General features: G+C 58.9%; 12 protein-coding genes and 1 pseudogene. 5 read left to right on the plus strand and 8 right to left on the minus strand.

Annotation, left to right across the window (positions count from 1 at the left end; all coding sequences use genetic code 11):
• Positions 1-581: pseudogene (locus KYK14_RS15445) on the minus strand (transketolase); the annotation flags it as partial.
• Between the two features lie 237 nt (positions 582-818).
• Here KYK14_RS15445 and KYK14_RS15450 point away from each other — a divergent pair.
• The 4 genes from KYK14_RS15450 to KYK14_RS15465 all read left to right on the plus strand — a co-directional run bounded on the left by KYK14_RS15450 (position 819) and on the right by KYK14_RS15465 (position 5,588).
• On the plus strand, positions 819-1,604 hold the full coding sequence (locus tag KYK14_RS15450) for a DUF1573 domain-containing protein (protein WP_219160053.1): 786 nt from the start codon (positions 819-821) through the stop codon (positions 1,602-1,604).
• A gap of 157 nt (positions 1,605-1,761) precedes the next feature.
• Positions 1,762-2,898: an alanine dehydrogenase gene (ald, locus tag KYK14_RS15455; protein WP_219160055.1), complete on the plus strand. Its 1,137-nt coding sequence runs from the start codon at positions 1,762-1,764 to the stop codon at positions 2,896-2,898.
• A 164-nt stretch (positions 2,899-3,062) separates the two neighbouring features.
• Positions 3,063-3,668 carry an SMI1/KNR4 family protein gene (locus KYK14_RS15460; protein WP_219160057.1) on the plus strand — a complete coding sequence of 202 codons (606 nt, stop codon included), beginning with the start codon at positions 3,063-3,065 and terminating at the stop codon, positions 3,666-3,668.
• A 9-nt stretch (positions 3,669-3,677) separates the two neighbouring features.
• A complete protein-coding gene (locus KYK14_RS15465) occupies positions 3,678-5,588 on the plus strand; it encodes an LTA synthase family protein (RefSeq protein ID WP_219160059.1) in 1,911 nt (636 codons plus the stop codon).
• A 216-nt stretch (positions 5,589-5,804) separates the two neighbouring features.
• Here KYK14_RS15465 and KYK14_RS15470 read toward each other — a convergent pair whose 3' ends face one another.
• Both KYK14_RS15470 and KYK14_RS15475 read right to left on the minus strand, forming a co-directional pair.
• Positions 5,805-10,592 (minus strand): cellulose binding domain-containing protein, encoded by a 4,788-nt coding sequence (locus KYK14_RS15470; RefSeq protein ID WP_219160061.1) that lies wholly within the window; start codon positions 10,590-10,592, stop codon positions 5,805-5,807.
• A 42-nt stretch (positions 10,593-10,634) separates the two neighbouring features.
• On the minus strand, positions 10,635-11,963 hold the full coding sequence (locus KYK14_RS15475; protein WP_246601875.1) for a DNA/RNA non-specific endonuclease: 1,329 nt from the start codon (positions 11,961-11,963) through the stop codon (positions 10,635-10,637).
• A gap of 932 nt (positions 11,964-12,895) precedes the next feature.
• On the opposite strand from KYK14_RS15475, the gene KYK14_RS15480 reads away from it, so the two are divergent.
• Positions 12,896-13,360 (plus strand): hypothetical protein, encoded by a 465-nt coding sequence (locus tag KYK14_RS15480; RefSeq protein ID WP_219160063.1) that lies wholly within the window; start codon positions 12,896-12,898, stop codon positions 13,358-13,360.
• A 422-nt stretch (positions 13,361-13,782) separates the two neighbouring features.
• Here the strand turns inward: KYK14_RS15480 and KYK14_RS15485 are convergent, their stop codons facing one another.
• The 5 genes from KYK14_RS15485 to KYK14_RS15505 form a co-directional block, all read right to left on the minus strand.
• Positions 13,783-15,165, minus strand: a complete 1,383-nt coding sequence (locus KYK14_RS15485) for an ABC transporter permease (protein WP_219160065.1) — start codon at positions 15,163-15,165, stop codon at positions 13,783-13,785.
• A gap of 4 nt (positions 15,166-15,169) precedes the next feature.
• Positions 15,170-16,588 (minus strand): ABC transporter permease, encoded by a 1,419-nt coding sequence (locus KYK14_RS15490; protein ID WP_219160067.1) that lies wholly within the window; start codon positions 16,586-16,588, stop codon positions 15,170-15,172.
• A gap of 191 nt (positions 16,589-16,779) precedes the next feature.
• Positions 16,780-17,487 (minus strand): ABC transporter ATP-binding protein, encoded by a 708-nt coding sequence (locus KYK14_RS15495; protein WP_246601876.1) that lies wholly within the window; start codon positions 17,485-17,487, stop codon positions 16,780-16,782.
• 146 nt (positions 17,488-17,633) lie between these two features.
• Positions 17,634-20,063: a TonB-dependent receptor gene (locus KYK14_RS15500; protein WP_219160069.1), complete on the minus strand. Its 2,430-nt coding sequence runs from the start codon at positions 20,061-20,063 to the stop codon at positions 17,634-17,636.
• A gap of 840 nt (positions 20,064-20,903) precedes the next feature.
• On the minus strand, positions 20,904-21,356 hold the full coding sequence (locus KYK14_RS15505; RefSeq protein WP_219160071.1) for a type I restriction enzyme HsdR N-terminal domain-containing protein: 453 nt from the start codon (positions 21,354-21,356) through the stop codon (positions 20,904-20,906).
• Positions 21,357-21,425 lie beyond the last annotated feature (69 nt).

The following is a 21,425-nucleotide window of genomic DNA, read 5'->3' on the forward strand; positions in this document are numbered from 1 at the left end:
TCCGAGGTGCTGGCGTTGCCGATGGTGCCAAAGGCTACCTCGTTGCCCTTATTAGAAAACTGCGTGAATTGGTGTAGTTCGGGGTTGTTGCGAAACAGCTTGGAAGCGTAGGCCAGCCCTACCAGGCGCGGCATCTGGCCGGCCGTGGGCGAAATATCGGCCGAGGAGTTTTTGCTGGTCGCCAGGTTCTGGAACTGCCCGTCCTCATCGAGCAGACGAGTGCCAAAGTGCCCGCCCATGCTCCGGCCCGCCGAAGCTGGGTCGGCCTCGGCGTCGGGGTTGGCGTAGAGCTGGGCGAAATACTGCTGCAACGTCAACTCGCCAATGGCCAGCATAAAGGTTTGGTCGCGGTAGTAGCCAGCGCGCCAGTCGCCGGGCCGGAAAGCGCGGGCCATAGCCAGCTGTGGCAACTCCTTCCCATCTCCGAAAATGCCAAACTTGGCCTTTCCCATGAATACTTCCTTGCGCCCGGCCAACGAGGCGTGCCGACTTTCCCACCCCAGGCGGTAATCGTGCAGCAAGTCTTCCCGGCGCAAAGCAGTAGCGGTGAGCAGGTCGGCAGTTTCAGGAGTAGTAGACATAAACAAACAGAGAAAAGAGAGACGGGTAGGAATCAGAAGGAAGAACGTATGCGACGCAAAAGTACGGAAAATGCCGGGGCAGGAGCGCGTTGCAATTGGTAGCCTGCGCTCGTGCGGGGGTAGGCCAGGCAATGCGTATCTTTGCCGGAACTGATAGCCTGCCGTTTAAGTTACGACCTCCGAGAGAATTTCGGGCTGCTGACTTCTTCCTGTTTCCTACCTCTTTGCTACGCACGTATGACGATTTCCTTACGCTTAGCTGCCAGCCTGCTGCTGTGCCTTGTGGGCTTCACGGGTGCCCGTGCCCAGGGCGTGATAACATTTCAGGAAGAATTGCACGATTTCGGTAAAGTGCCCGAGGGCACAGTAGCCACTCACGAGTTCAAGTTCAAAAATACCGGCAATCAGCCCCTGGTACTTGGCAACGTGCAGGCCAGCTGCGGCTGCACCACCCCGGAGTGGACGCGCACACCCATCCTACCCGGCAAAATGGGCGTGGTGAAAGCTATGTACAGCAGCGCCGGTCGGCCGGGCGTGTTCAACAAAACCATCACCGTTACGACCAATACCACCGCGCCTAGCACGGTGCTTACCATTAAGGGCACCGTGCTGAACAAGGAGGAAATTCGGAAGTCGCTTACGCCGGCCGAGCTGGCGGCCGCGCCGCGGGCCGTAGTGGCCCAGCCGGTGCACAACTTCGGCCGCATGGAGGCCGGGCAGCAGCCAGTGGCACGCTTCGAGGTGCAGAACACAGGCAAGCAGGACTTGGTGTTCAACGGCATCACATCGAGCTGCTATTGCATCGGGTTCAAAACGCCGCCTACCCCCATCAAGCCCGGACAGAAGGGCACCTTGGAAATCATCTACACCCAGCGCAAGCTTGGCGCGATGGTTGACGAGGCCACCCTCACCAGCAACGACCCCCACGGCGACCTGAAACTGACGCTGAAAGCCGAGGTAGTCAAAAGCCTAAACGCCGCCAGCCTAGTGAAAGAAAGCGACGTGAGCGTTCCGTTTAAGTAGTGAGATGGTGAACTAGTGAGTTTGATGTTCTGGTGGCGCTACTTGCGCAAACTATGCCGGTGGCGCAGCTAAAACGCCAAACTCATCCGTTCACCACCTCACCCCTACCTATATTTGCATTTCCTTTTTCAACTTCTCTACTTTTTCCTTCTCAGCCATGTTAATCGGCGTTCCGAAAGAGATTAAAAACAATGAAAACCGCGTAGGTCTGACGCCCGCCGGCGTTGCCGAGCTGCGCAAGCACGGCCATACGGTGTACGTGCAAGCCACGGCCGGTTTGGGCAGCGGCTTTCAGGATGCTGAGTACCAGCAGGCAGGCGCCGAAATGCTGCCTACCATTGAGGACGTGTACGCCACGGCCGATATGATTATCAAAGTAAAGGAGCCCATTCAGCAGGAATATTCGCTGATTAAGGAAGGCCAGCTACTGTTTACGTATTTCCACTTTGCCAGCAGCGAGGAGCTGACCCACGCTATGCTGGAGCGCAAGGCCGTGTGCCTGGCCTACGAAACCGTGGAGCTGCCCTCGCGCGCCCTACCCCTACTCATTCCAATGAGCGAGGTAGCTGGCCGCATGGCTCCGCAGGAAGGAGCCAAGTATCTGGAGAAGCCCCTGAAAGGCCGCGGCATCTTGCTGGGTGGCGTACCCGGCGTGAAGCCCGCGCACGTGCTCGTGCTAGGTGGTGGTATTGTGGGCACGCAGGCTGCGAAGATTGCCGCCGGCCTAGGCGCCCAAGTGACCCTGATGGACATCAGCCTGAACCGCTTGCGTGAGCTGGACGACATCATGCCCAAAAACGTGTCGACGGTGTACAGCAACGAGTACAACATCCGCGAGGCCATCAAAACCGCCGACCTCATTGTGGGCGCCGTGTTGATTCCGGGTGCCAAAGCGCCCCACCTCATTACCCGCGACATGCTGAAGGACATGAAGCCCGGCACTGTGCTCGTAGACGTGGCCGTGGACCAGGGTGGCTGCATCGAAACCTGCCGCCCCACCACGCACGAAGACCCTACCTTCATCATTGATGATGTGGTGCACTACTGCGTAGCCAACATGCCCGGCGCAGTGCCCTACACCTCTACCCTGGCTCTCACCAACGCTACCCTACCCTACGCCGTGAAACTGGCCAACCAGGGCTGGCGCGTGGCCTGCCTACTCAACGAAGACCTGCAAAAAGGTCTGAACGTGGTGAACGGCGAGGTAGTCTACAAAGGCGTAGCCGATGCCTGGGGCCTATCCCTGGCCAGCGTTGAATCGGTGCTGAAGCCCATGCCGACGCCGGTAGCGTAAGCTGCTTTTTAACTGAAAGGACGTCATCCAACTAGAACGTCATTTCGAACGCAGTGAGAAATCTCGCGTGCTCCCGGTAATTCCCTGACGATTGGGGTTACCTACGAGCGAGATTTCTCACTGCGTTCGAAATGACGTTCTATTTTAGGTATATATAGTACCGTATGAAAGGAGTTATTTACCAAGGCGAGCCGATATCGGACGCCGCTACGTTTGCCCGCCTACCCCTGGCGTTGCAGAATTACCTGTTGCAGTGCAACGGCCTGCTGGCCTATCAGGGCGGCTTGCACCTGCGTGGCTGCTGCCTGGCCCCTGAGTGGCACTCGCTACGCCACGCCTGGGAGGGCGAGGCGGCACTGGCCGCCCGCTACCAAAAAGTACGCCCCACCGACATTCCGTTTGCCGAGGATTACGCCGGCAACCAATTCCTGCTGCGCGGTGAGGAAGTGATATTCCTGGATGCCGAAACCGGCGAAATTGCTTACCTGCAAGTTGATTTTGAGAAGTTTATTGCGGGAGTAGAGAAGTTTCCGCAGCAGGCGCTGGGGCTGGAAATACTGATTTCTTACCTGAAAGGCGGCGGGCACCTGCGCCCCGGCGAGCTGCTGAGCATTCAGCCGCCGCAGTGCGTGGAGGCACCCAACCAGCAGCGCACGCTGCGCCCCCAGCCCACGGCCGAGCGTCTGGCTTTCCTAGCCGATTTCTACCGTCAGATTCGCAACCTCCCCGATGGGCAGGCCCTGCGCATTTCGCCATCTTCCGACCATTAGCCGCTGCCTATGCCTACGCTTGCGCTTCGGCTGCTGCTGCGTCGTTTTTCGCTGCTGCTGGCGGTATACCTGCTGCTGCGCCTCGGCTTTTATTGGGCCAACCACACCACGTTTCAGGAGGCTGCTACCGGGCAAGTGCTGCTGGCCTTCTGGCACGGCTTCCGGTTCGATATAGCGGCTTTGCTGCTGCTGAACCTGCCGTGGGTGGTGCTGTCGGTGGTGCCGGCGTATGGGCGCGGGTGGCAACGGCTGCTGCGCGTGCTGTATGTGCTGCTGAACACGTTGGGCATCACACTCAATATTATTGATGCTGAGTATTTTAAGTTTATTGGCCGACGTACTTCCAATGAGCTGACGACCATCGGCGACGATGTGCGCCGGCAGGCGGGGCAGCTGGTAGAGCAGTACTGGTATTTGCTGCTCCCCTTGCTGGGGTTGTTGGCTCTGTTGTGGTGGTGGTACCCCATGCCTACCCAGCGAACCGTGCAGGCCGAACAAACGCGTCAGCGTACGCAACGCCCGGCCCAGCGCTATGGCAGTTGGGCGGCGCAACTCGTGGTGTTGATTGGGTTGATTGTATTGGGCATCCGGGGTGGGTTGCAGCTGAAACCCTTGCGCACCGGCGCGGCCTTTGTGCAACAGCCGGCCGTGCTGGGCCATTTGGCGCTCAACAGCACCTTCACCTTCATCAAGAGCCTAGGCTACCAGAGCATCGACCACCGGCAATACTTCGCCTCCGATACCGCTTTACGGCAGGCGCTGGCGGCGCGTCCGTTACCAGCCCCTACCCTACCCCCGCGTCCGGATAATGTGGTAGTGCTGTTGCTGGAAAGCTTCGCTTCGGAGTATGTAGGGGTCGAAAACAACGGCCACGGCTACACGCCATTTTTCGATTCGCTGGCTACCCAAGGGCTGTTTTTTCGGGAGCATTACGCCAACGGGCGGCGCTCTATTGAGGCATTGCCGGCCACGCTGGCGGGGCTGCCGTCGTTGCTGGAAAGCCCGTTTATCACCTCCAACTTCCAGACCGATGAGCTGCACGGCTTGGGCGAAATTCTGACCCGTCAGGGCTACAGCACCAGCATGTATCACGGTGCGCAGAATGGCACGATGGGCTTCAATACCTTTGCTGGGGCCGCTGGTATGCAGCGCTATCTGGGCTTGGAAGAATATCCCAACGCCACCCAAAGCCCCGATTTCGACGGTCACTGGGGTATTTTCGATGAGCCCTACCTTCAGTATTTTGCTCGGCAGCTGGGGCAACAGCAGCAGCCGTTTTTCAGCTTGCTGTTCACGCTCAGCTCGCACGAGCCATTTGGGTTACCGGCCGGTTACGAAAAACGCTTTCCCAAAGGCACACAGCCCATTCATCGCACCATCGCCTACACCGATTTTGCGCTACGGCAATTTTTCAAAGCAGCGGCCCGGCAGCCGTGGTATCAAAATACGCTGTTTATCCTGCTGGCCGACCATACGTCTCAATCGGACCAACGGGGCTACCAGAATACGCTGGGCGCTTACAAAACGCCGCTATTGCTGTTCCATTCTAGCCACGCCCTACCCCCGGCCGACACGCACCGCATCACCCAGCAAGCCGACGTGCCCGCCACTGTGCTCGACTACCTCCACCGCGGCGCAGGCGTCCCCCTCCTACCCTTCGGCTACTCCGTGTTCGACCAGGACACCTCAGGCCGCGCCGTATTTCTGAGCGGCGGCAGCTACTTTTTGGTTCACACTGATTTTGTGACGGAGCTAACGGCCGATAATCAAGTGCGCCTCTACCCCTACCGCACGCACTTCATCCCGGCTACTCCTCTGCCTAACCCTGACCCGCAGAAGTTGCGACAGTATGGAGACGAGTTAAAGGCCTGCGTGCAGTTTTACGTGAATGGATTGGTAGATAACACGTTGTATAAATAATGCTGTATCAAGGGAGTTTTTTGACTTGAGTAATACTATCAGGGTATGAACATTACATCAAAAGAACGCCCTGCTAAGCTTGTCGAAGCATCTCGCTCTGAACTACTGCAAAAGCCGCTTTTCTGGTAGTATCCAAATATCATAGCACCAACAAAAAGCCCCCACCAGCTTACGCCGGTGGGGGCTTTTCTTATTACTCTTTCCGTACAGAGCAGCTTAGCGGAGCACGAGCTTCACTTGCTGTATGCCGCTGGCCGTGGTCAGGCGGGCCAGGTAGACGCCGGCGGGTAGGCCAGCGGGCTGCCAGGTTACCTGCACCGGCTGCCCTGCCGTGGCCGTGCCGGTGGGTAGCTGCTGCATCAAGCGGCCGCTCACGTCGTAGATGGCCAGCGTGTAAGCTTGATCCTGAGCTAGCGTGAAGGTCAGCTGCGTTTGGTCGGCGAAGGGGTTGGGGTAGCTGCGCAGGGTCACGGCGGCGCTGGTGTTACCCTCTTCAACCAACGTCAGCGAGGTGCTGGTAGCGGAAGCAGCTAGCGTGCCGGCCGGCTCGGTGCCGTACACTAGCTGGCCTTGCAGGTATACCGTCACACGGGCATTCTCCAGCAGGGTGTTGCCCTTGGCTTGGTAGGAATAGTCGTTGGCCTGTTGGAAGACCGACCAGTCCTGCTTGTAGAGGCGGTACTGAATGTTGCCCGTGCTGCTGAGCGGCCCAAACGTGCCCAGCGCGGCGCTGAAGCGCACCTCGGCGTAGGTTTGCGTGCCCGAGCGGCCCGTTACAATCCGCACATTGTTGTTGCCCAGTTGAGCGTAATCTACGGCAGAGAGCAAGGCGGCCGTGCCCTCGGGGCTTAGCCAGTAGCGCACCGTCAGGTCCTGGTAGGTGACAGGCGTGTTGCCCTCGTTGCGCAGTTGCAGGGTAGTGCTGATGGTATTCGACGTAGTAGAAGAAGACGTGTTCTGCACGTACACGCGCAGGTTGCGGGAGGCCGCTACCGGAGCCGGCTCAACGCCCCCTACCAGCAGCCCGTTGCGGTACACCGTGATGCGTGCATTCTTGGTGTAAGTGCTGTTGCTGGCGTAAGAATAATCATCGGCTTCGTTGAAGCTGGTCCAGTTCTGCTTGTAGAAGCGTGCTTGGATGGGGCCAGAGTTGGCACCGGCAGCCAGGTTGCCCGCCGCGGCCGAGAAGCTGTATTCCATGTAACCAAACGCCCCCTGACGCGGCTCTGCGAGCGGCACGTAGCGCAATTGCACGTTATTCGTTCCCAGTTGGGCGTAGTCCACGGCACCTTGTAAGGTGGCGTAATCTTCGGCCGTCAGCCAGTAGCGCACCGTCAGCTGCTGGTAAGGAATAGCCGCGCTGCTCTCGTTGCGCAGTTGCAGGTAGGGCTTGATGGTGTTGTTGGTGAGCTGGCGGTCGGCATCCTGATGCAGCACGCTCAGGCTGGCAGCCGTGGCTTGCACCGTCACCGTAAACGGCTGGCTTACCGTGGCGCAGCTATTGGTAGCGGTAGCCGTCACGGTGGTAGTGCCCACCGGGAAGATGTAGGGCGAAGTAATCGGCGTTACGGTGCCGTTCTGCACAATAGAGTACGTCAGCTCAGGAGCCGGACTACCTGTAACTGTAGCGGCAAATGCTACGGAGGCGCCTGTCTGGCCATACGCGGCCGCTACAGGTGCTAGGGTAGGCACGGTTACTACGGGCGGTGCATTCACCGTTACGGCCTGCGTGTAGGTGTCAGCGCACGTACCCTGCGTAATCGTCAGCGTGGCCTGGTAGGTGCCGGCCGCGGCGTAGGTGTGCGTGAAGCCGCCTTTGGTGGTGTAGTCGGTTTTGCCGTCGCCATCCACATCCCAAGCGAACGTAGCATTGCCTTCCACCACCGTAGAGGTGTTGGTGAAGGCCGTGGCCGTGCCAGCGCAAGCAGTAGTAGCCGTAAAGGCTGGCTGGGGCGTTTCGCAGGTGATGCCGGTTTGCACGGTTCGGTAGGTGGTGCCTACCCGGATGCCGTCGATAACCAGCGCCGGGGAGCTGGAGCCCTGGCGCAGGGCCAGCGTGCCGATATCGGAGGGCGAAGAGTTACCGGCTTCACTGACGCTGATAGTGGCGGTGGCCGGCTCGGCGGCGGCGTCCGGATTGATGAATAGCTGGCTCACGTTGCCGCTTTCGTCGAACACATACTTCACTACCAGTTGATACGTGGTGTTCAGCTCATACTCCGTAGTGGTATAGGTAGCCGCACCGCTGCCGCTGATGCCGAATTGCAGCTTACCCGTGCTCGTACGGCGTACAAACACCCGCGGCCGGAAGGTGGAGCCCAGGTTGGCAGGACCCAAGTGCAGGAAGTAGTCGCCGGTGGTAGTAGCATTGCTCACGTTCACCAAAAACGACGCATACACCGGCGTGCGGGCATACACCGGCGCAAACGGCCGGTTCACGTCTTCGCCGCTACCCGTCAGGGCCGTGGCGTTGCCGATGTTGCTGGCGTCGTAGCCAGGGTAACTCAGGCTGGGCGTTACCACGGTGAGGGCGCGGGAGCCTGCGCCGCTGTGGGCGGTCCAGTTGTTGTCAGTCAGCAGCGTGCCCGCAGGGTATTCGAAGTTTTCTACTAGCAGTAGCTGCGCTGGGGCGGCCGGCGTGGTCTGCTCCAAAGTACCGGGCGCCGTGGTCAGGTAGTTCTCTGCGAAAGGCGTGTTGTTGTCGTTGAACGCTACCACGGCAAACGTGTAGGCCGTGGCGGGACGCAGATCAGTAACCAGCACGCTATCGGCGCTGCCGCTGTACACTACGTAGTTGCCGGTGCCCACTTGGCTACCCTGCCCGAAGGCTGCGTTGGCAGTGTAGGTGGTAGCATCTACGGGCAGCGCACTTACGGCGCTACCCTGGCGCACCAGCACCAAGCGTTTGGCACCGTCGCCACCTGCTAAGTGCAACTGTATGGATGTGCTGGTTACCTGCGTGGCCGTAAGCGTGGGCTGCACGGTAGGCTCGGCGGCCAGCGCCACGGTGGCGGTGGTGAAGGTAAATTCTTCTCCATAGGCCGTGCTTACAGCCGTAGTGGCGTAGGCGCGCACATAGTATGTGGTACCGGGCAACAGGTCAATCAGCTTGCTTGTGAAAGAGCTGGCGCTGGTGCTATCTACCGTGCGGTTGGTGCCTAGGGTAGGATTCGCCTCCGTACCCCACACGATGCCGCGGGCCGTTACAGGGCTGCCGCCATCATTAGCGATAGTGCCCCCGGTGGTGGCGCTGGTAGTCGCCACAGCCGATACGGCCGTAGTGCTCAGCGTGGCCGGATACACGGGTGCCGTGCCGGTGCCGCTAACCGTTACGGCTTGAGCAGGTTGGCCCGTGCTGGTCACAGGAATAGCGGTCTGATAGGCCTGCGCCGCCGTGGGGGCAAAGCGCACGTCGATAGTGGTGCTACCCACGGTGCCGCCGGTAGGCGCCAGCGAAATGGTGCAGCAGGCAAACGGATTGCTACCCGTACGAATCTCAACACCCGCCGGGGGCGTGAGTAGAACAGGCGCCGTGAGCCCGACACCGCTCACCGTAAACGACTTAACTGCCGAAGAACCACCCGCTACTACGCTGCCGAAGTCGGCCAAGGTAGTAGTCGAAACGGCTAGCTCCGGCTGGGGGGCCGTCAGGGTGATGGTGATGGGAGTGCTGCGGCCAGTTACGTTGCCGCAGTCGGTGGTGGCGCTGGCTACTACATAATAGGTACCCACACCAGGAAAATCGGAGCCGCTTACGCGGTAGGAGGATCCCGTAGCGTCGGCAATGGGCGTAAATGGGCCGGCTGGGCTAGTGCCGTACTCCCAGCTGAACGTAGAAGGCGCAGCGGCAGTGGCCGTCAGCAGATTACCGGTGCCCGTGGTGGCCAGCGTTTGGCTACCCGCAGGCGTTACTGTTACGACGTTGGTAGGCGAAGCCAACGTCACCGTCAGGTCGGTACCGTTGTCGTTGCCGAGCGTCGCGGGCGTATCGTTCACCACCCGAATGCGGTAGCCGGTGCCACTGGGCGTGCCAGCCGGCAGCACCGCCGAAACCGGCGAGCTAGTAGCTGTGCCGATAATGCTAGCCGTGGTATTCGCCGGAAACACACCATTGGCGTCCGACAACTGCACTTTGAACGGGCCACTGAACGTGCCCGTAGCAGTGAAGGGCACCTCAAACGCGGCGCTGCCAGCACTGGTACTCAGGCAATAAGAGCCCGCGTAGGCCGAGGGCGTGGTGCTGATGCTGGCCGTGGGCGTAGGGGTAGTGCCACCAGCCAGGGTAGGCGTCAGCACTACATCATCCAGCCCAATACCCTGGGCGTTGGTGGCCCCTCCTACCCCCAGGTAGGTCCAGCGCAGGTAGTAGGTAGCATTGGCAGGCAGGTTGAGGCCCGTGAGCGTCAGCTGTTTGGTGGCCGAAACAGGTGGGTAGTGGTAGGCGTTGGCACCCGCCGGCAAGCTCTCGGTAGCCGCGGGTTGCGCCTCCCAGGTCACGCCATCAGTACTCACAAAGAACTGCCATTCAAACGCGCGAGTGTTGGTGCGATACTTCTCCACCGCAAATTCCACCGCCAGGTCCTGAATGGTAGCGCCAGACGTGTTTTGCACGGCCAACAGCACATGGCGCGGCACCGTATAGCTACCACTGGCCAGAAAGCCAATGGCGCGGTCCGGTGAAGACGCGGCTGCCCCGAAATTGTAGGTGCCACCCGCCGTGAAGTTATTGCCGTTGGCAGCCTGCGTGAAGGCTGTATAGTTGTTGGCGCTGGTGTAGGAAGGCGCGGCTTCGGCCGAGAAAGTGAAGCCGGCCGGCAGCACACCGGCCGCCGTGGTGCCCAACTCGTTGAAATCAACGGTGGTAGCGGTGCCGGTGAGGGGTAGCTGGGCCTGTGCCGGCAGAGCCAAACTACCTAGCGCCGTAAGCGCCAGCAGCGTACGGGCGCGCCCCAGTAGGTGCTGCGCAGGTCGCCGGAAAGAGGAAAGAGTAAAACGTGTATCCATAGAAAAGCGGCGGGGCCGCGACAAACCGTGAGAAATCAAAGGTTAATTAGTCGGGCCGTTGTCTACTTTCGCTTCCACCACGGCCTGCACTTCCAGGGGTAGGGCCGAGAGCAGGTCCAGGCCCGTGGCGGCCTCAATGGCATCCACGGAGGTGCGGTAGTCGCCCCACTGCTCGCTGAGCGAGTTGATATTGGGCGTGTCGATGGCGATGATGCGGGTGCCGGCCGTGACGCGAGCCGCGTCGTTGTCGCCGACCGGCAAAATCACCAGCACCTTCCACACGCGGTTGGGCACCGTTACGCGGCCCTGGTCGATGGTGGTGGTAGTGCCGCCGTTGCTGCCCGAGCCGCCCACGCCATAGCTACCCATAATGATATACACCTCGTTGTCAGGCAATAAGGTGCGGCCGTAGTTTTCTAGGTTGGCCCAAGTTTTCTGGTTGTTGTTGGGCGCCTGCGGAATCATGTTCGTCATCAGGAACGTGGCCGAGTTGTTTTCCCGCGTAGAGGTACGGTCGGCGGAGGGGCAGTTGTGCCCCCTATCAAAGCCCGAGCCCGTGTAGCTACTCGACTGCACCTGGTACCAACCATCGGGCAGGCTGGTGTCGTTGCGGAAGTTATCCTGCCGGCCCACGCTGCCGCGGTCCGAGGCGTCGAGGTGCCAGCTCACCCAGTTGGGCGTGCCCCGGTCGCGGCTATACGACACGGCGTACTGTGGCTTGTCGAGCAGGTAGTTGTTGGGGTAGCTTGGGTCGGCGGTAGCCCCGCTGGGGTTGCCCAGCGCCAAGTGGGAGTTGTCTACCGACGGCAGCGTAGCACCAAAAGGCGTCACCGCAAAATCGTCGATGTTCAGCCGTGCCGCGCCGCCTGAGGTCTTGCGAATCTCAAACTTGACAGCACCCGGAATATTGGCCGTGAAGGCAGCGGCCTGCAGCGTGCTGCTGGTGGTGAATACCGTGCTGCCTACCTTAGTCCATTTGTCGCAATTGCAAGCGGTTTGGGGCTGCGCCCACAGCTCCCAGCTGCTGCTGGCATCGGTGCCGTAGAGGGCGTGCTGCACCGTGATGGTCGCAGCGCCGTTGGGTAGGAAGAACTGCATGGTCAGGCGCCCCGCCTGTTGGAGGCGTACGGCCTGCGCACCGTTCTTGTGGTCGGCTTCGGCGGCGCCTACTACGGCGTCGGTGAGCAGCCAGGTACCGGAGGGGAAGGTCACTTCTCCGGCCGGGTAGGCGGGTTTTGTGCCCGTATCGAAGGTTTCCTGCGTCGCGCCTGTGGGCGTGGTTTGCCCCAGCACACGCGGTACCGAGAGGGCAAAATAAGACAGGCAGAGCAGCCAAGCGGTGCGGCTACCCAAGCGTAAAGGTGTTGGCATGAAGTAGATAAAAGGATCCAAAACAGCCCCCTACCAGCAGGGGCACAAAACAACGCACAAAGCTACGATGCCCAGTAGGATCCAATCATCACCAAATTGTTAAATGTTGAAATTTTGCACAAAAAATTGGTGATATAATAATATTAACATAAGCGGCTTAAAAATCGGACAACATTCTGTTAAACAATTATCTCCCCATATACTTATAATTATTCTATTTTATACCTACTCTATACGAATCCTATCTATATCAGCATCTTTTCCTACTATGTAAATAACTTGTCATTTGCTTCCAAGATTCTCCTTCTGCCTCAGAAGCGTAATTGCACTCTACCTCTCTCTATTTAAGTAGTCGCAAGTATTCTCGCTCAATCTCCTCGCTTTCCCCGAAAAAGCTGCTAGCCTGAGAGTTCCATCCTGCCTGCTTGGCCCACCAGACTGTTGATACGGGAGTTACTTCCGGCGTCTGCGACGCCCTGTGGTGAGGAAAGGTTGGCTGGGCTAGTATATGCTGCACCACGGCATCGGGAAGACGCACGGCATGACACTCGAGGTAGTGCACCAAACCTTCAGGCCAACAGTAGGTGCCATCCGTCAAGTCACAGCTGCCCAACTGATTATTAGCTATTCCGCACCGAAAGCGACACCAACTGTAGCCCATCCATGCTGATAGAGGATACCCCTGTTTTAAGTATAGGACCACAGCTTGACGCGTCTTAGCATCCCACTGCTCATCTACAAACCGGGCCGGATCAGGCAAGGCAGGTTCAAACAAGCTACGCCAATATCCGAATCCTATAAGTTCTTGCATATCATTTGAATACATCCTTAAAAAACACTATCTAGGCTGCACCAATTAGAGAGAACGATACATTATAATAGAGTCTCACGTAGAATTTTACGCCATGGTGGAGTTCCAGGAAACGCAAAAAATGACCCAGTGGTGGTTGTGGCTCCTACTGGCGGGGGTTGTGGGTATTTGGGTGTGGGGCATTACGCAGCAAGTTATTCTAGGCCAGCCTTTCGGCAACCATCCTATGTCGAATACCGGGTTGCTGGTTTCCTCTGTCTTTCTAGCAGCCATCGTCGCCTTTTTTTATTCCCTCACCCTCCGCACGAACGTCAACGCGCAAGGAATCCAGTTGCGCTACACTCCGCTAACCAGCACGCAACTAACCTGGGCTGACATTCAGAAGGCTGAGATCATCCGGTACGGGTTTGTAGGGTATGGCATCAGAGCCTCCCCTACCTACGGCACGGTATACAATGCAAAAGGCAAGACCGGCCTGCTGCTGCACAAAAAGAGCGGAGAAAAGTTCTTGCTCGGCACGCAACATCCCGAGCAATTAGCGCAGGTGGTAAGCCAATTTGTTCCAACCAGCTCCATCGCTGGCTAAGACTACTCTACGTGCCCGATGCTGAACAACTTTTGACCTTTGCTGACTGGCGGCGTGCTGAATAACGGTGCCGCTCAGCTGGGTAGGGTCCAGCGAACAAACTGCTGGGCGGCCACGATGGGCGGGTATTCGTAGCCGTGTACGCCGTCTATGATGCCCACTATAGGCCCCTTTTTGGTGCCATAAAATACGCTTACCGGTATCATCGTGCTGTCCTTATCATCTGTAAAAGGTAGTAGATAGATAGCTTCGAGCTGGTTTAATAATTTGGTTTTGGAAGACGAAGGGCTTTACCGGCGCAGCATCAGCGTTGAAAAACACGGTCATGCAAGCCAGTAAAAAAAAGCGTTCGGGTGAGCATACTATGAGGTAAGCTCTACGTGTTGGTCGAACACCTGTGGCGTCCGACCAACACGTAGAGCTTAGCGCGGGGCCACGGGCCGCGCCCGGAACAGTAGCAACCCCACGGCTCCTACTACCCCCGTGCTAATCAATAGCTTCCACAGCCCCTGCACGGCCGTAGGGGTTTCGGAGGTGCTAGTGAACGTGTGGGTAGGCTCGCCGGCGTAGTCGGTGTGGGTGAAGGGGGTTTTGTTGAATATGAAAGGGTAGTAATAGGTGCGTAGCGCGTCGTGATAACGCACCGCGCTTTGCTGAAACGCCAGGTGGGTAGGCAGGTCGGAACCGGCCAGGGCGTTAAGGCTGGTTTGCACGTTGATGGCCGGCGAGAGCCAGTTGAGCTTTTCGACCAGCTCGTAGCGCTGACGCAGGCCGGTGGTGTAGGCGGCTGCCAGGGGCTGCACCGACACGTCGCCGAGGTGCTGGAAGGCGTAGTACCAACGCCACACAAACCGCTCCCGAATAGTAGCCGTGTCGCGCCATTGGGGGTAGAGTGCGAAGAAACGCTGCATCGTTTCAGCCTTGGGCTTGTCCCAGCCGCCGTGGATTTCCTCGCGCTGCTTCACCGTCAGTTCGATGCCCTGGGGCACAGGGCGCTTCGCGGCTACGTACACGTTCAGCAGGCCCGGCACCAGCACTAGCAGCAACAGCCACACGCCCACCAGCGCCACCGCATTAAAGGCCGACGGCCGCTGCCACGCCGTTACCACCAGCGCCACCCCAAACCAAAACAGGCAATACAGCATCACCAAAGCCAGCCATACCCCTACCCTACCATCCAGCGGCACTTGTGCCCACAGCATGCCCAGCCCCGACAGCCCCCACGCTAGCCCGAGCACCAGCCCCAACCGAAACGTGAGCTTGGCCCCTACCACCACGCCCGCCGAAACCGGCTGCGCCAGCAGTAGCGGCAGGATCCCCTGCTCCCGCTCACTCGACAACAGATTAAAACACAAGGCGATAATCAGCAACGGAAACAGGTAAACCAGCACAAACGCCAAGTCGAAGTTGCCGCTGAGCATTTTGGTGGGGTTCACGTTTTCGGCGGCGTAGAGCTGACCTTGCAGGCCCAACAGCCGCAGCTTCACGTAAGAAGGGTTCACATCGCGCTGGCCCAGCGAGAGGCTTGCCCAGTTTAGCGGGTGGTGCACGGCAAAGGTGGTGTGGTAGTACCCAATTTCGCCGGCATCGGCAGGCTTCGGGAATTTAACTTTCAGTTCCTCCACGTTGTGGTGGGCTAGGGTAGGCAGCTCAGCCAGGTGCTGGCGCTGCCGGTTTATTTCGGTGGTGCCGTAGTAGATGCCGTAGAGCCCCACCAGCAACACTAGGCCCGTGAGCACCACAAGCCCTTTGGCGGCTTTAAAGTGCCGCCATTCGTATTGTACTAAAATCCAGAAAATCTTCATCAGCCTACACAACAGGGGTTTTATCAATTACTTTCAGCCCGAGCCAGCTCAACCCCACAGCCCACAGCAGCAAGGCCAGCGCGGGCAGCAGCAGGTAGCCCAACGCCCAGCCCACGGGCGGCGCCTGGTAGGCGAAGGTGGGAATGGCCCGCCAGGTGGCGGCATCCAGCTTGCGCTCTTTATCGCCGTAGCCCATGCCAGCCTGCAAGCGGTTGAGGCGCTGCACCAGCTGGTAGCGGTAGCTTTCGGCGGCCTGCTGAAAGTGCACGTAGTGGGCAAAGTCAGAGCCCGCCAGGCCCATCGACAGCGGCCGGATGGCTTGGTAGGGATTCAATAGCCCGGCCCAGTTGGAAATAGCGTTTTGACGCTCGTAGGTGCGGGTGAGGTCGGCAAAATGCTGCTGGTACACCTTGCTGGTGTAGGCCTCGCTTTCGGCCATTACCAGGCCGCCCACGCTCACGGGCAATTTCTCCTCGGAATCGACGCCATATTGTTTTAGCAGATTGGCTTTGAGGGCGGCCGTGCGCTGGTCCTGCGGATCGTGGCCGTTGATGCCTTTTTGGGCCATTTCGTGCACGTCGGCGTCCATTTGGGCTTTGGTGATGGTGGGGAACAAGGTAGCGCCCAGGTTGGCCGTGGCTTTGGGGAGAATGATGCAGCCCAGCATCCAGCAACCCAGCAGCAGCACCAGCGCCGAGCGTCCGTGCCGCTGCCGTGCCGACACCACCACAGCGCCCACTATCCACAGGAAGAAATACACCGCGTAGCTTATCACAAACAAGGCCAGCCGCACCCATACATCGGTGGTGTGGGCAAACGACTCTTCCCCAAACAGCAGCCACGCAGCCAGCGCAAGGGCTGGCCCTACCACCAATGCCACGGCGCGGCCGTAACCCAAAATCTTCCCCCACGCCACTTGCCGTAGCGGCACGCCCTGACTAACAAGTAGCTTGAGCGTACCCGTCTCGCGTTCCTCCGTGAAAGCGCTGAAACACAGGAAAACAATGAGCAGCGGCACCAGCACTTGCAGCACAAACGCCACCGTCAGCTCCCCAAACCGAATCAGAGAGCCCGACTGCTGGGCCTGACTGAAGTTGACGCTGTTCTGCTGGTGCGCCTCCAGAAACACCGACGCGCCAGTGAACGAGTCCAGCCCCGCATCCAGAAAGCTTAGCCCCGAGCGCGGCCGGAAGGCAAACGAGCCGTAGTGCGCCACCCGGTGCGGGTGGCGGTTGGGCTGGTGGTGAAACTGTTCGTTAACGGTTTGCTGTGCCACCATGCGCTCCTGTTGCAGGGTGCGGTAGCTGGCCCTACCTACCAGCGTGGCCGCCAGCAGCAGGGCCAGCAGCAACACGCTCAGCACCACAAAACGCCGGTCGCGCAGGGTGCTCACGAATTCTTTTTGGGCAATGCTCTGTATCATGGGCTAGAACTAGAACTGTCTGTTTGTTTTGGTGCGAACTGTCTCACGGGTCCCGCCGGTCCGATGCCGCAGGCGTCCGAACGGTTGTCTTGTAGGGCTTCGTGCTGATGTTGCAGACGCTTGGTGCAAGCGGCACGGATGCCAGCAAACGACGACCGTTCGGACGCCTGCGGCGTCGGACCGGCAGGCGACTACTGCATGTAGGTGAGGTAGAGCTGCTCCAACTCGTTGGCGTTCAGCGCGGCGGTGGGGCGCACGTCCACCAGCTCGCCTTCGCGCATAATGCCTACTCGCGTGCCTACCTCCTTGGCTCGGAAGATGTCGTGCGTGGCCATGAACACGGCCGTGCCTTGCTGGCTCAGCTGGCGCAGTAGTTCCGAAAACTCGTTGCTGGCCTTGGGGTCGAGGCCCGAGGTAGGCTCGTCGAGCAGCAGCACTTTGGCGTGCTTGGCCACGGCAATGGCAATGCCTACCTTTTGGCGCATGCCTTTGGAGTAGGTGCCCACGCGCCGCTGCACGGCCTCGACGGGTAGTCCGGCTTGGTCTAGGTAGGCCAGTAACTCCTTCTCTTTGTAGGAGAAACCCGCTAGGCTACTGAACAACGACAGATTCTCCAGCCCCGTGAGGTGTGGGTAGAGCATCACGTTTTCGGGAATGTAGGCCAAGTGCTGCTTGATCTTGAGCGGGTTGGCGGCCACCTCCAACCCATTCAGGTAGGCCGCCCCGGCCGTTGGCTCAATGAAACCCAGAAACAGGTTAATGGTCGTGCTCTTGCCAGCGCCGTTCTGGCCCAGGAGGCAGAACACTTCGCCGGCTTCAATCTGTAAGTTCAGGCCACGCAACGCCAGCTTATCGGGGTACTGCTTGCGTAGGTCTTTGGCTTCGAGGATGTAGGTCATGTGTTGTTTGTGGTTTAGCATTAGCTCCCCTCCCTTTCTGAGGGGTTGGGATGGCTCCGGCTAGAGTTAAAGAGCTAGATTTAGCATCGTTCTGACAAGTTTTACCACCCCCTACCCCCTCCTTAAAAAAGGAGGGGAGCTAGCTTCTAGAAAGTATACCCCAGCGTTGCCATGAAATTGCGGGGGGCACCGGGACTGGTGCGGAAGAAATCGTAGCCGCCCACGAAGTAGTATTTGTCGAACACGTTGTTCATGTTCACATGGAAGTTGAAGCGGTTGATGGTGTAGAACAGCGCCACATCGGCCACGGTGTAGCTAGGCCACTGCGCCCAGTATTCCTCGCCTGTACCCACTGCTTTCACCTGGTTTTCGCTGCGGCGGTTGCCCACGTAGTTGCCGCCTATCCCTACCCCAAAGCCACGCAAGCCTGGCACTGTGAAGACGTATTTTGCCCACAGGCCGCCCATGTGCTTGGGTGCATTGGCGAGCGGCTGCCCGTCTTCGGCCTGCAAATCGGCATCCAGCACTTCCGTGCGGTTGAAGGCGTAGTTTAGGTTTAGACTGAGGTTCGGCAGCACGTTGCCGGTTAACTCTACCTCTGCGCCACGCGAGCGGGCTATTCCGTTTTGGCGGTACACCTGCCCGCCTTCGGCCGTGAGGCCGTTGGTGGCTACCAGTTGGTTACGCTTCTCAATCTGATATACCGCCACCGTACCAAACAGCGCCTTATTGAAGAACTCGCCCTTCAAACCAGTTTCTACTTGGTAGCTGGTTTCGGGGCTGAAAGCCGAGCTGCGGCCGTAGCGCTCCGGGAACCGGATATATTCGGGCTTCAACGGCCGGAAACCGGAGCTGTAGCTGGCGAAGTAGTTCAGGTTATCGAGCAGGGAGTAGGTCAGGCCGGCGCGGGGTAGCAAGCGACGCTGCGGAACAGTGGTAGAGCCGTCGGGGTAGTCGCGCTCGTCGGCAAACAGCTCGTAGCGCACACCCAACAGCAGGCCCAGACGCGGCGTCACTTCCAGCTGGTCTTGGGCGTAGATGCCCACCGTGTGGTACACCGAGTTGATGTAGTCGACGAAGAACTGCGGCAAGGGCCGGCGGATGTACTTGGTCGGGTCCTGAATTTCGTACAGCGGGCTCTTCAAATCGAAGGTCAGCGGAGTGGCAACACCGTTCACCAGCTTCTGCCGAGCCTCAAACATGGTGCTTTGCTTGTCGGTGTTGAACCGGATGTAATCGGCGCCTACTACCACTTTGTGGGCAATTGGGCCAGTGTTGCGGTTCAGCGAGAAGTAGGTCGAGAGGTTTTTGGTGTACTCCTCGGCGCGGCGGTCGAAGTAGCGCAGGTTCACAACTGTGTTGGCGGGCGCATCGGCAAAGCTGTTCAGGGTGCGGTGCTCGCTCAGGTTCTCGTTGTAGGTGAAGTCGAGGTAGGACGCGCTCAGCGTCAGCCAATCCGTGAATTTGTGGGTGAGCGAGGCGTTCAGGTAATAGGTGTTGGTGCGGAAGTAGTCGCTGGGCTGGCTCAGCGTCAAGGAGCGCGACGTCGCGTACAAGTCGTTGGCCCGGATGGGTAGGCCGCGGTCGAGGTAGCCATCAATATGGGTGTAGACCAGCTCGGCGTTCAGCGTGGTTTTGTCCGACACCAGAAAGGTCACCGTGGGCGCTATCATCAGCGACTTCGTGTCGTTCACGTCGCGGAAGGTGTTGGTCTTTTCGTAGCCCGCGTTGAAGCGGTAGAGCACGTTCTTCTGCTCGTTGAGCGGCCCCGTGAAGTCGGCCGTGGCGCGGGTGGTATTAAAGCTGCCCGTGGAAAACGTAACGGCTTTGCGAGCTTCGGCCAGCGGCTTTTTCGTGACCATATTAATGGTGCCGCCGGGGTTGATATCGCCAAACAGCGCCGCGCCGGGGCCTTTCAGCACCTCCACCCGCTCCAGGTTCACCGTGAGTGGCGCTTGCGTAAACGAGTTACCGTAGCTGAAACCCGAGCGCAGGCCGTTCAGCAGCCGGAAGCCACTTTCGTAGCCGTTGCGAAAGCCGCGCACGGTAAAGTCGTCATAGTGCGAGTACTGCGCCACGCCGGCCACGTTGCGCACCACATCAGTAAGGCGAAATACCTGCCGGTCCTCCATCAGCTCCTTGGTCACGGTTGAAATCGACTGCGGCACATCAATGAGTGCCGTGGCCGTGCGCGTGCCCACAAAGCTGTAGTCGCTCTTATAGGTAGTCTCTTTGCGGCCCAGTACTTCTACCTCCTGCAAGGCGTTGGAGCTGGCGTTCAGCCGTATTTCGACGGTGGCACGGGGTGCCTCGGCCGTGAGCAGCACCGTGCGGCGCTCCTCGCTGAAGTTGAGGGTGCGCGTGACGAGCGTGATTTGCTCCAGCGGCAGCTGATCGAGCGTAAAGCGGCCCTGCACATCGGTGAGGGCAGAAAAGCGCCCCGTGGTTTCTACTACTGATACGCCCTCAATGGGCTTATTATCAGCGCTGAGAATGCGCCCTGTAATCTGTCCTTGCTGTTGCGCGAAGGTCAACAGTGGCATCAACCAGAAAAAAGCGAATAAGAGTTGTCGCATAAAAGTGCTGTGAAACCTATGGCGTACGCCCAGGCCGGCCACTAGGAAGTGGCAGTTGAGAGAAGAAGTTGAAGGGATGGCTCGCAACGCGAGACTAGGCGCGGCAACCGCTAGCGCATTGCAACCTTACAAAGGCGCCCGAATGGCAATTGAGAATAGGCATGCTACCCTTCTTCGGGCCTAGTGGGCTACGTGCAAACGCTACCCACACACGATAAGATGAAGGTATGTTGCACTTAAAAAGGTAGCCCGAAACCGGCGTAGAGCCCGAAAGACAACCAGTACAGAAACACGGTAGTAGTTCGGCAGAATAAGTCAGCTTGCTACCGAAACAAGACTACCCCACTGGCGGCCCACGTAAGGCAGGTCGGCATCCAGTATAAGAGACGCGATGTACAGCAGCCAACGGCCGATAGCAACGGTAGGCCGGTGCGCGCCACGGTGCTACTATGCGCAACGCAGCTACACGCTGAAGAGGCGCATTATAAAAATGCTCCACCGCACAATGCTGGTGCTGAGACGTTAACAAGGCCTTGGCGCTACCCTGGCCTGCCACTGCCCGAGCCGGCTCGACGGTAGTATGCTTGTGCGCGTGCAGGCTCAGCACAGCCGTCTCTGGCGTTAGAATACGCCCGAGCAACAGCAGCAGCCACCAGGCTACTAGTTGATGACGGCAAGCTCGTGTTAGCAGCAACGCATGAAAACTAGATGAACCACAAAGGTAGGCAGGCATTTTACAATGCAACTCTGTTGCGGCATAAAAATATCTTCCGCGTCTCTATTCCTGCCTTCCTCTAATTTACAGAAGTTGCTTCAACACTAGTTGCCAGATGCTGGCCCCTACCCTGCCACTACGTAAGGGGGCACTTCGCTCAGCCGCTCGTTGGTGCGCTGCTCAAAATCGACGCGCCAGCAATAGTGCTCCAGGCCATTGGTGAGCAGCAGCAGCGGCGCGCCGATGGTCTGGTTGTAGGTAGCGGCCTGCATGGCCACCCCAGCCGTAATAGGAACGGAGGGCGCTTTGCACTCTACCAACAGCAAGGGTTTGCCGTGGGCATTGTAAGCACAGAGGTCGGTGCGTTTGCGGCGCTGGTTGTAGGCGTGGCCGCGTTCCAGAGAAAGCAGGCCCAATGGGTAGCCCAGGTGGCCGGTGAGGTAGTGTACCACGTGCTGGCGCACCCATTCTTCGGGCGTCAGAACTACGTGCTTGCGGCGCAGCACGTCCCAGATTAGGATATTTCCGCCCGAATTTGTAACTTTGTAGTCGAAAGGCGGCAGGTTTAAGGCTTGCATCACCTCCAAAGGTACGGCCCAGAACTTCGGTTCCCGCTTTTTCGCTCCGTGCCGTCGTATCCTGAATTT

The organism is Hymenobacter profundi (assembly GCF_019334315.1).
In the GTDB taxonomy this organism is placed as follows: domain Bacteria; phylum Bacteroidota; class Bacteroidia; order Cytophagales; family Hymenobacteraceae; genus Hymenobacter; species Hymenobacter profundi.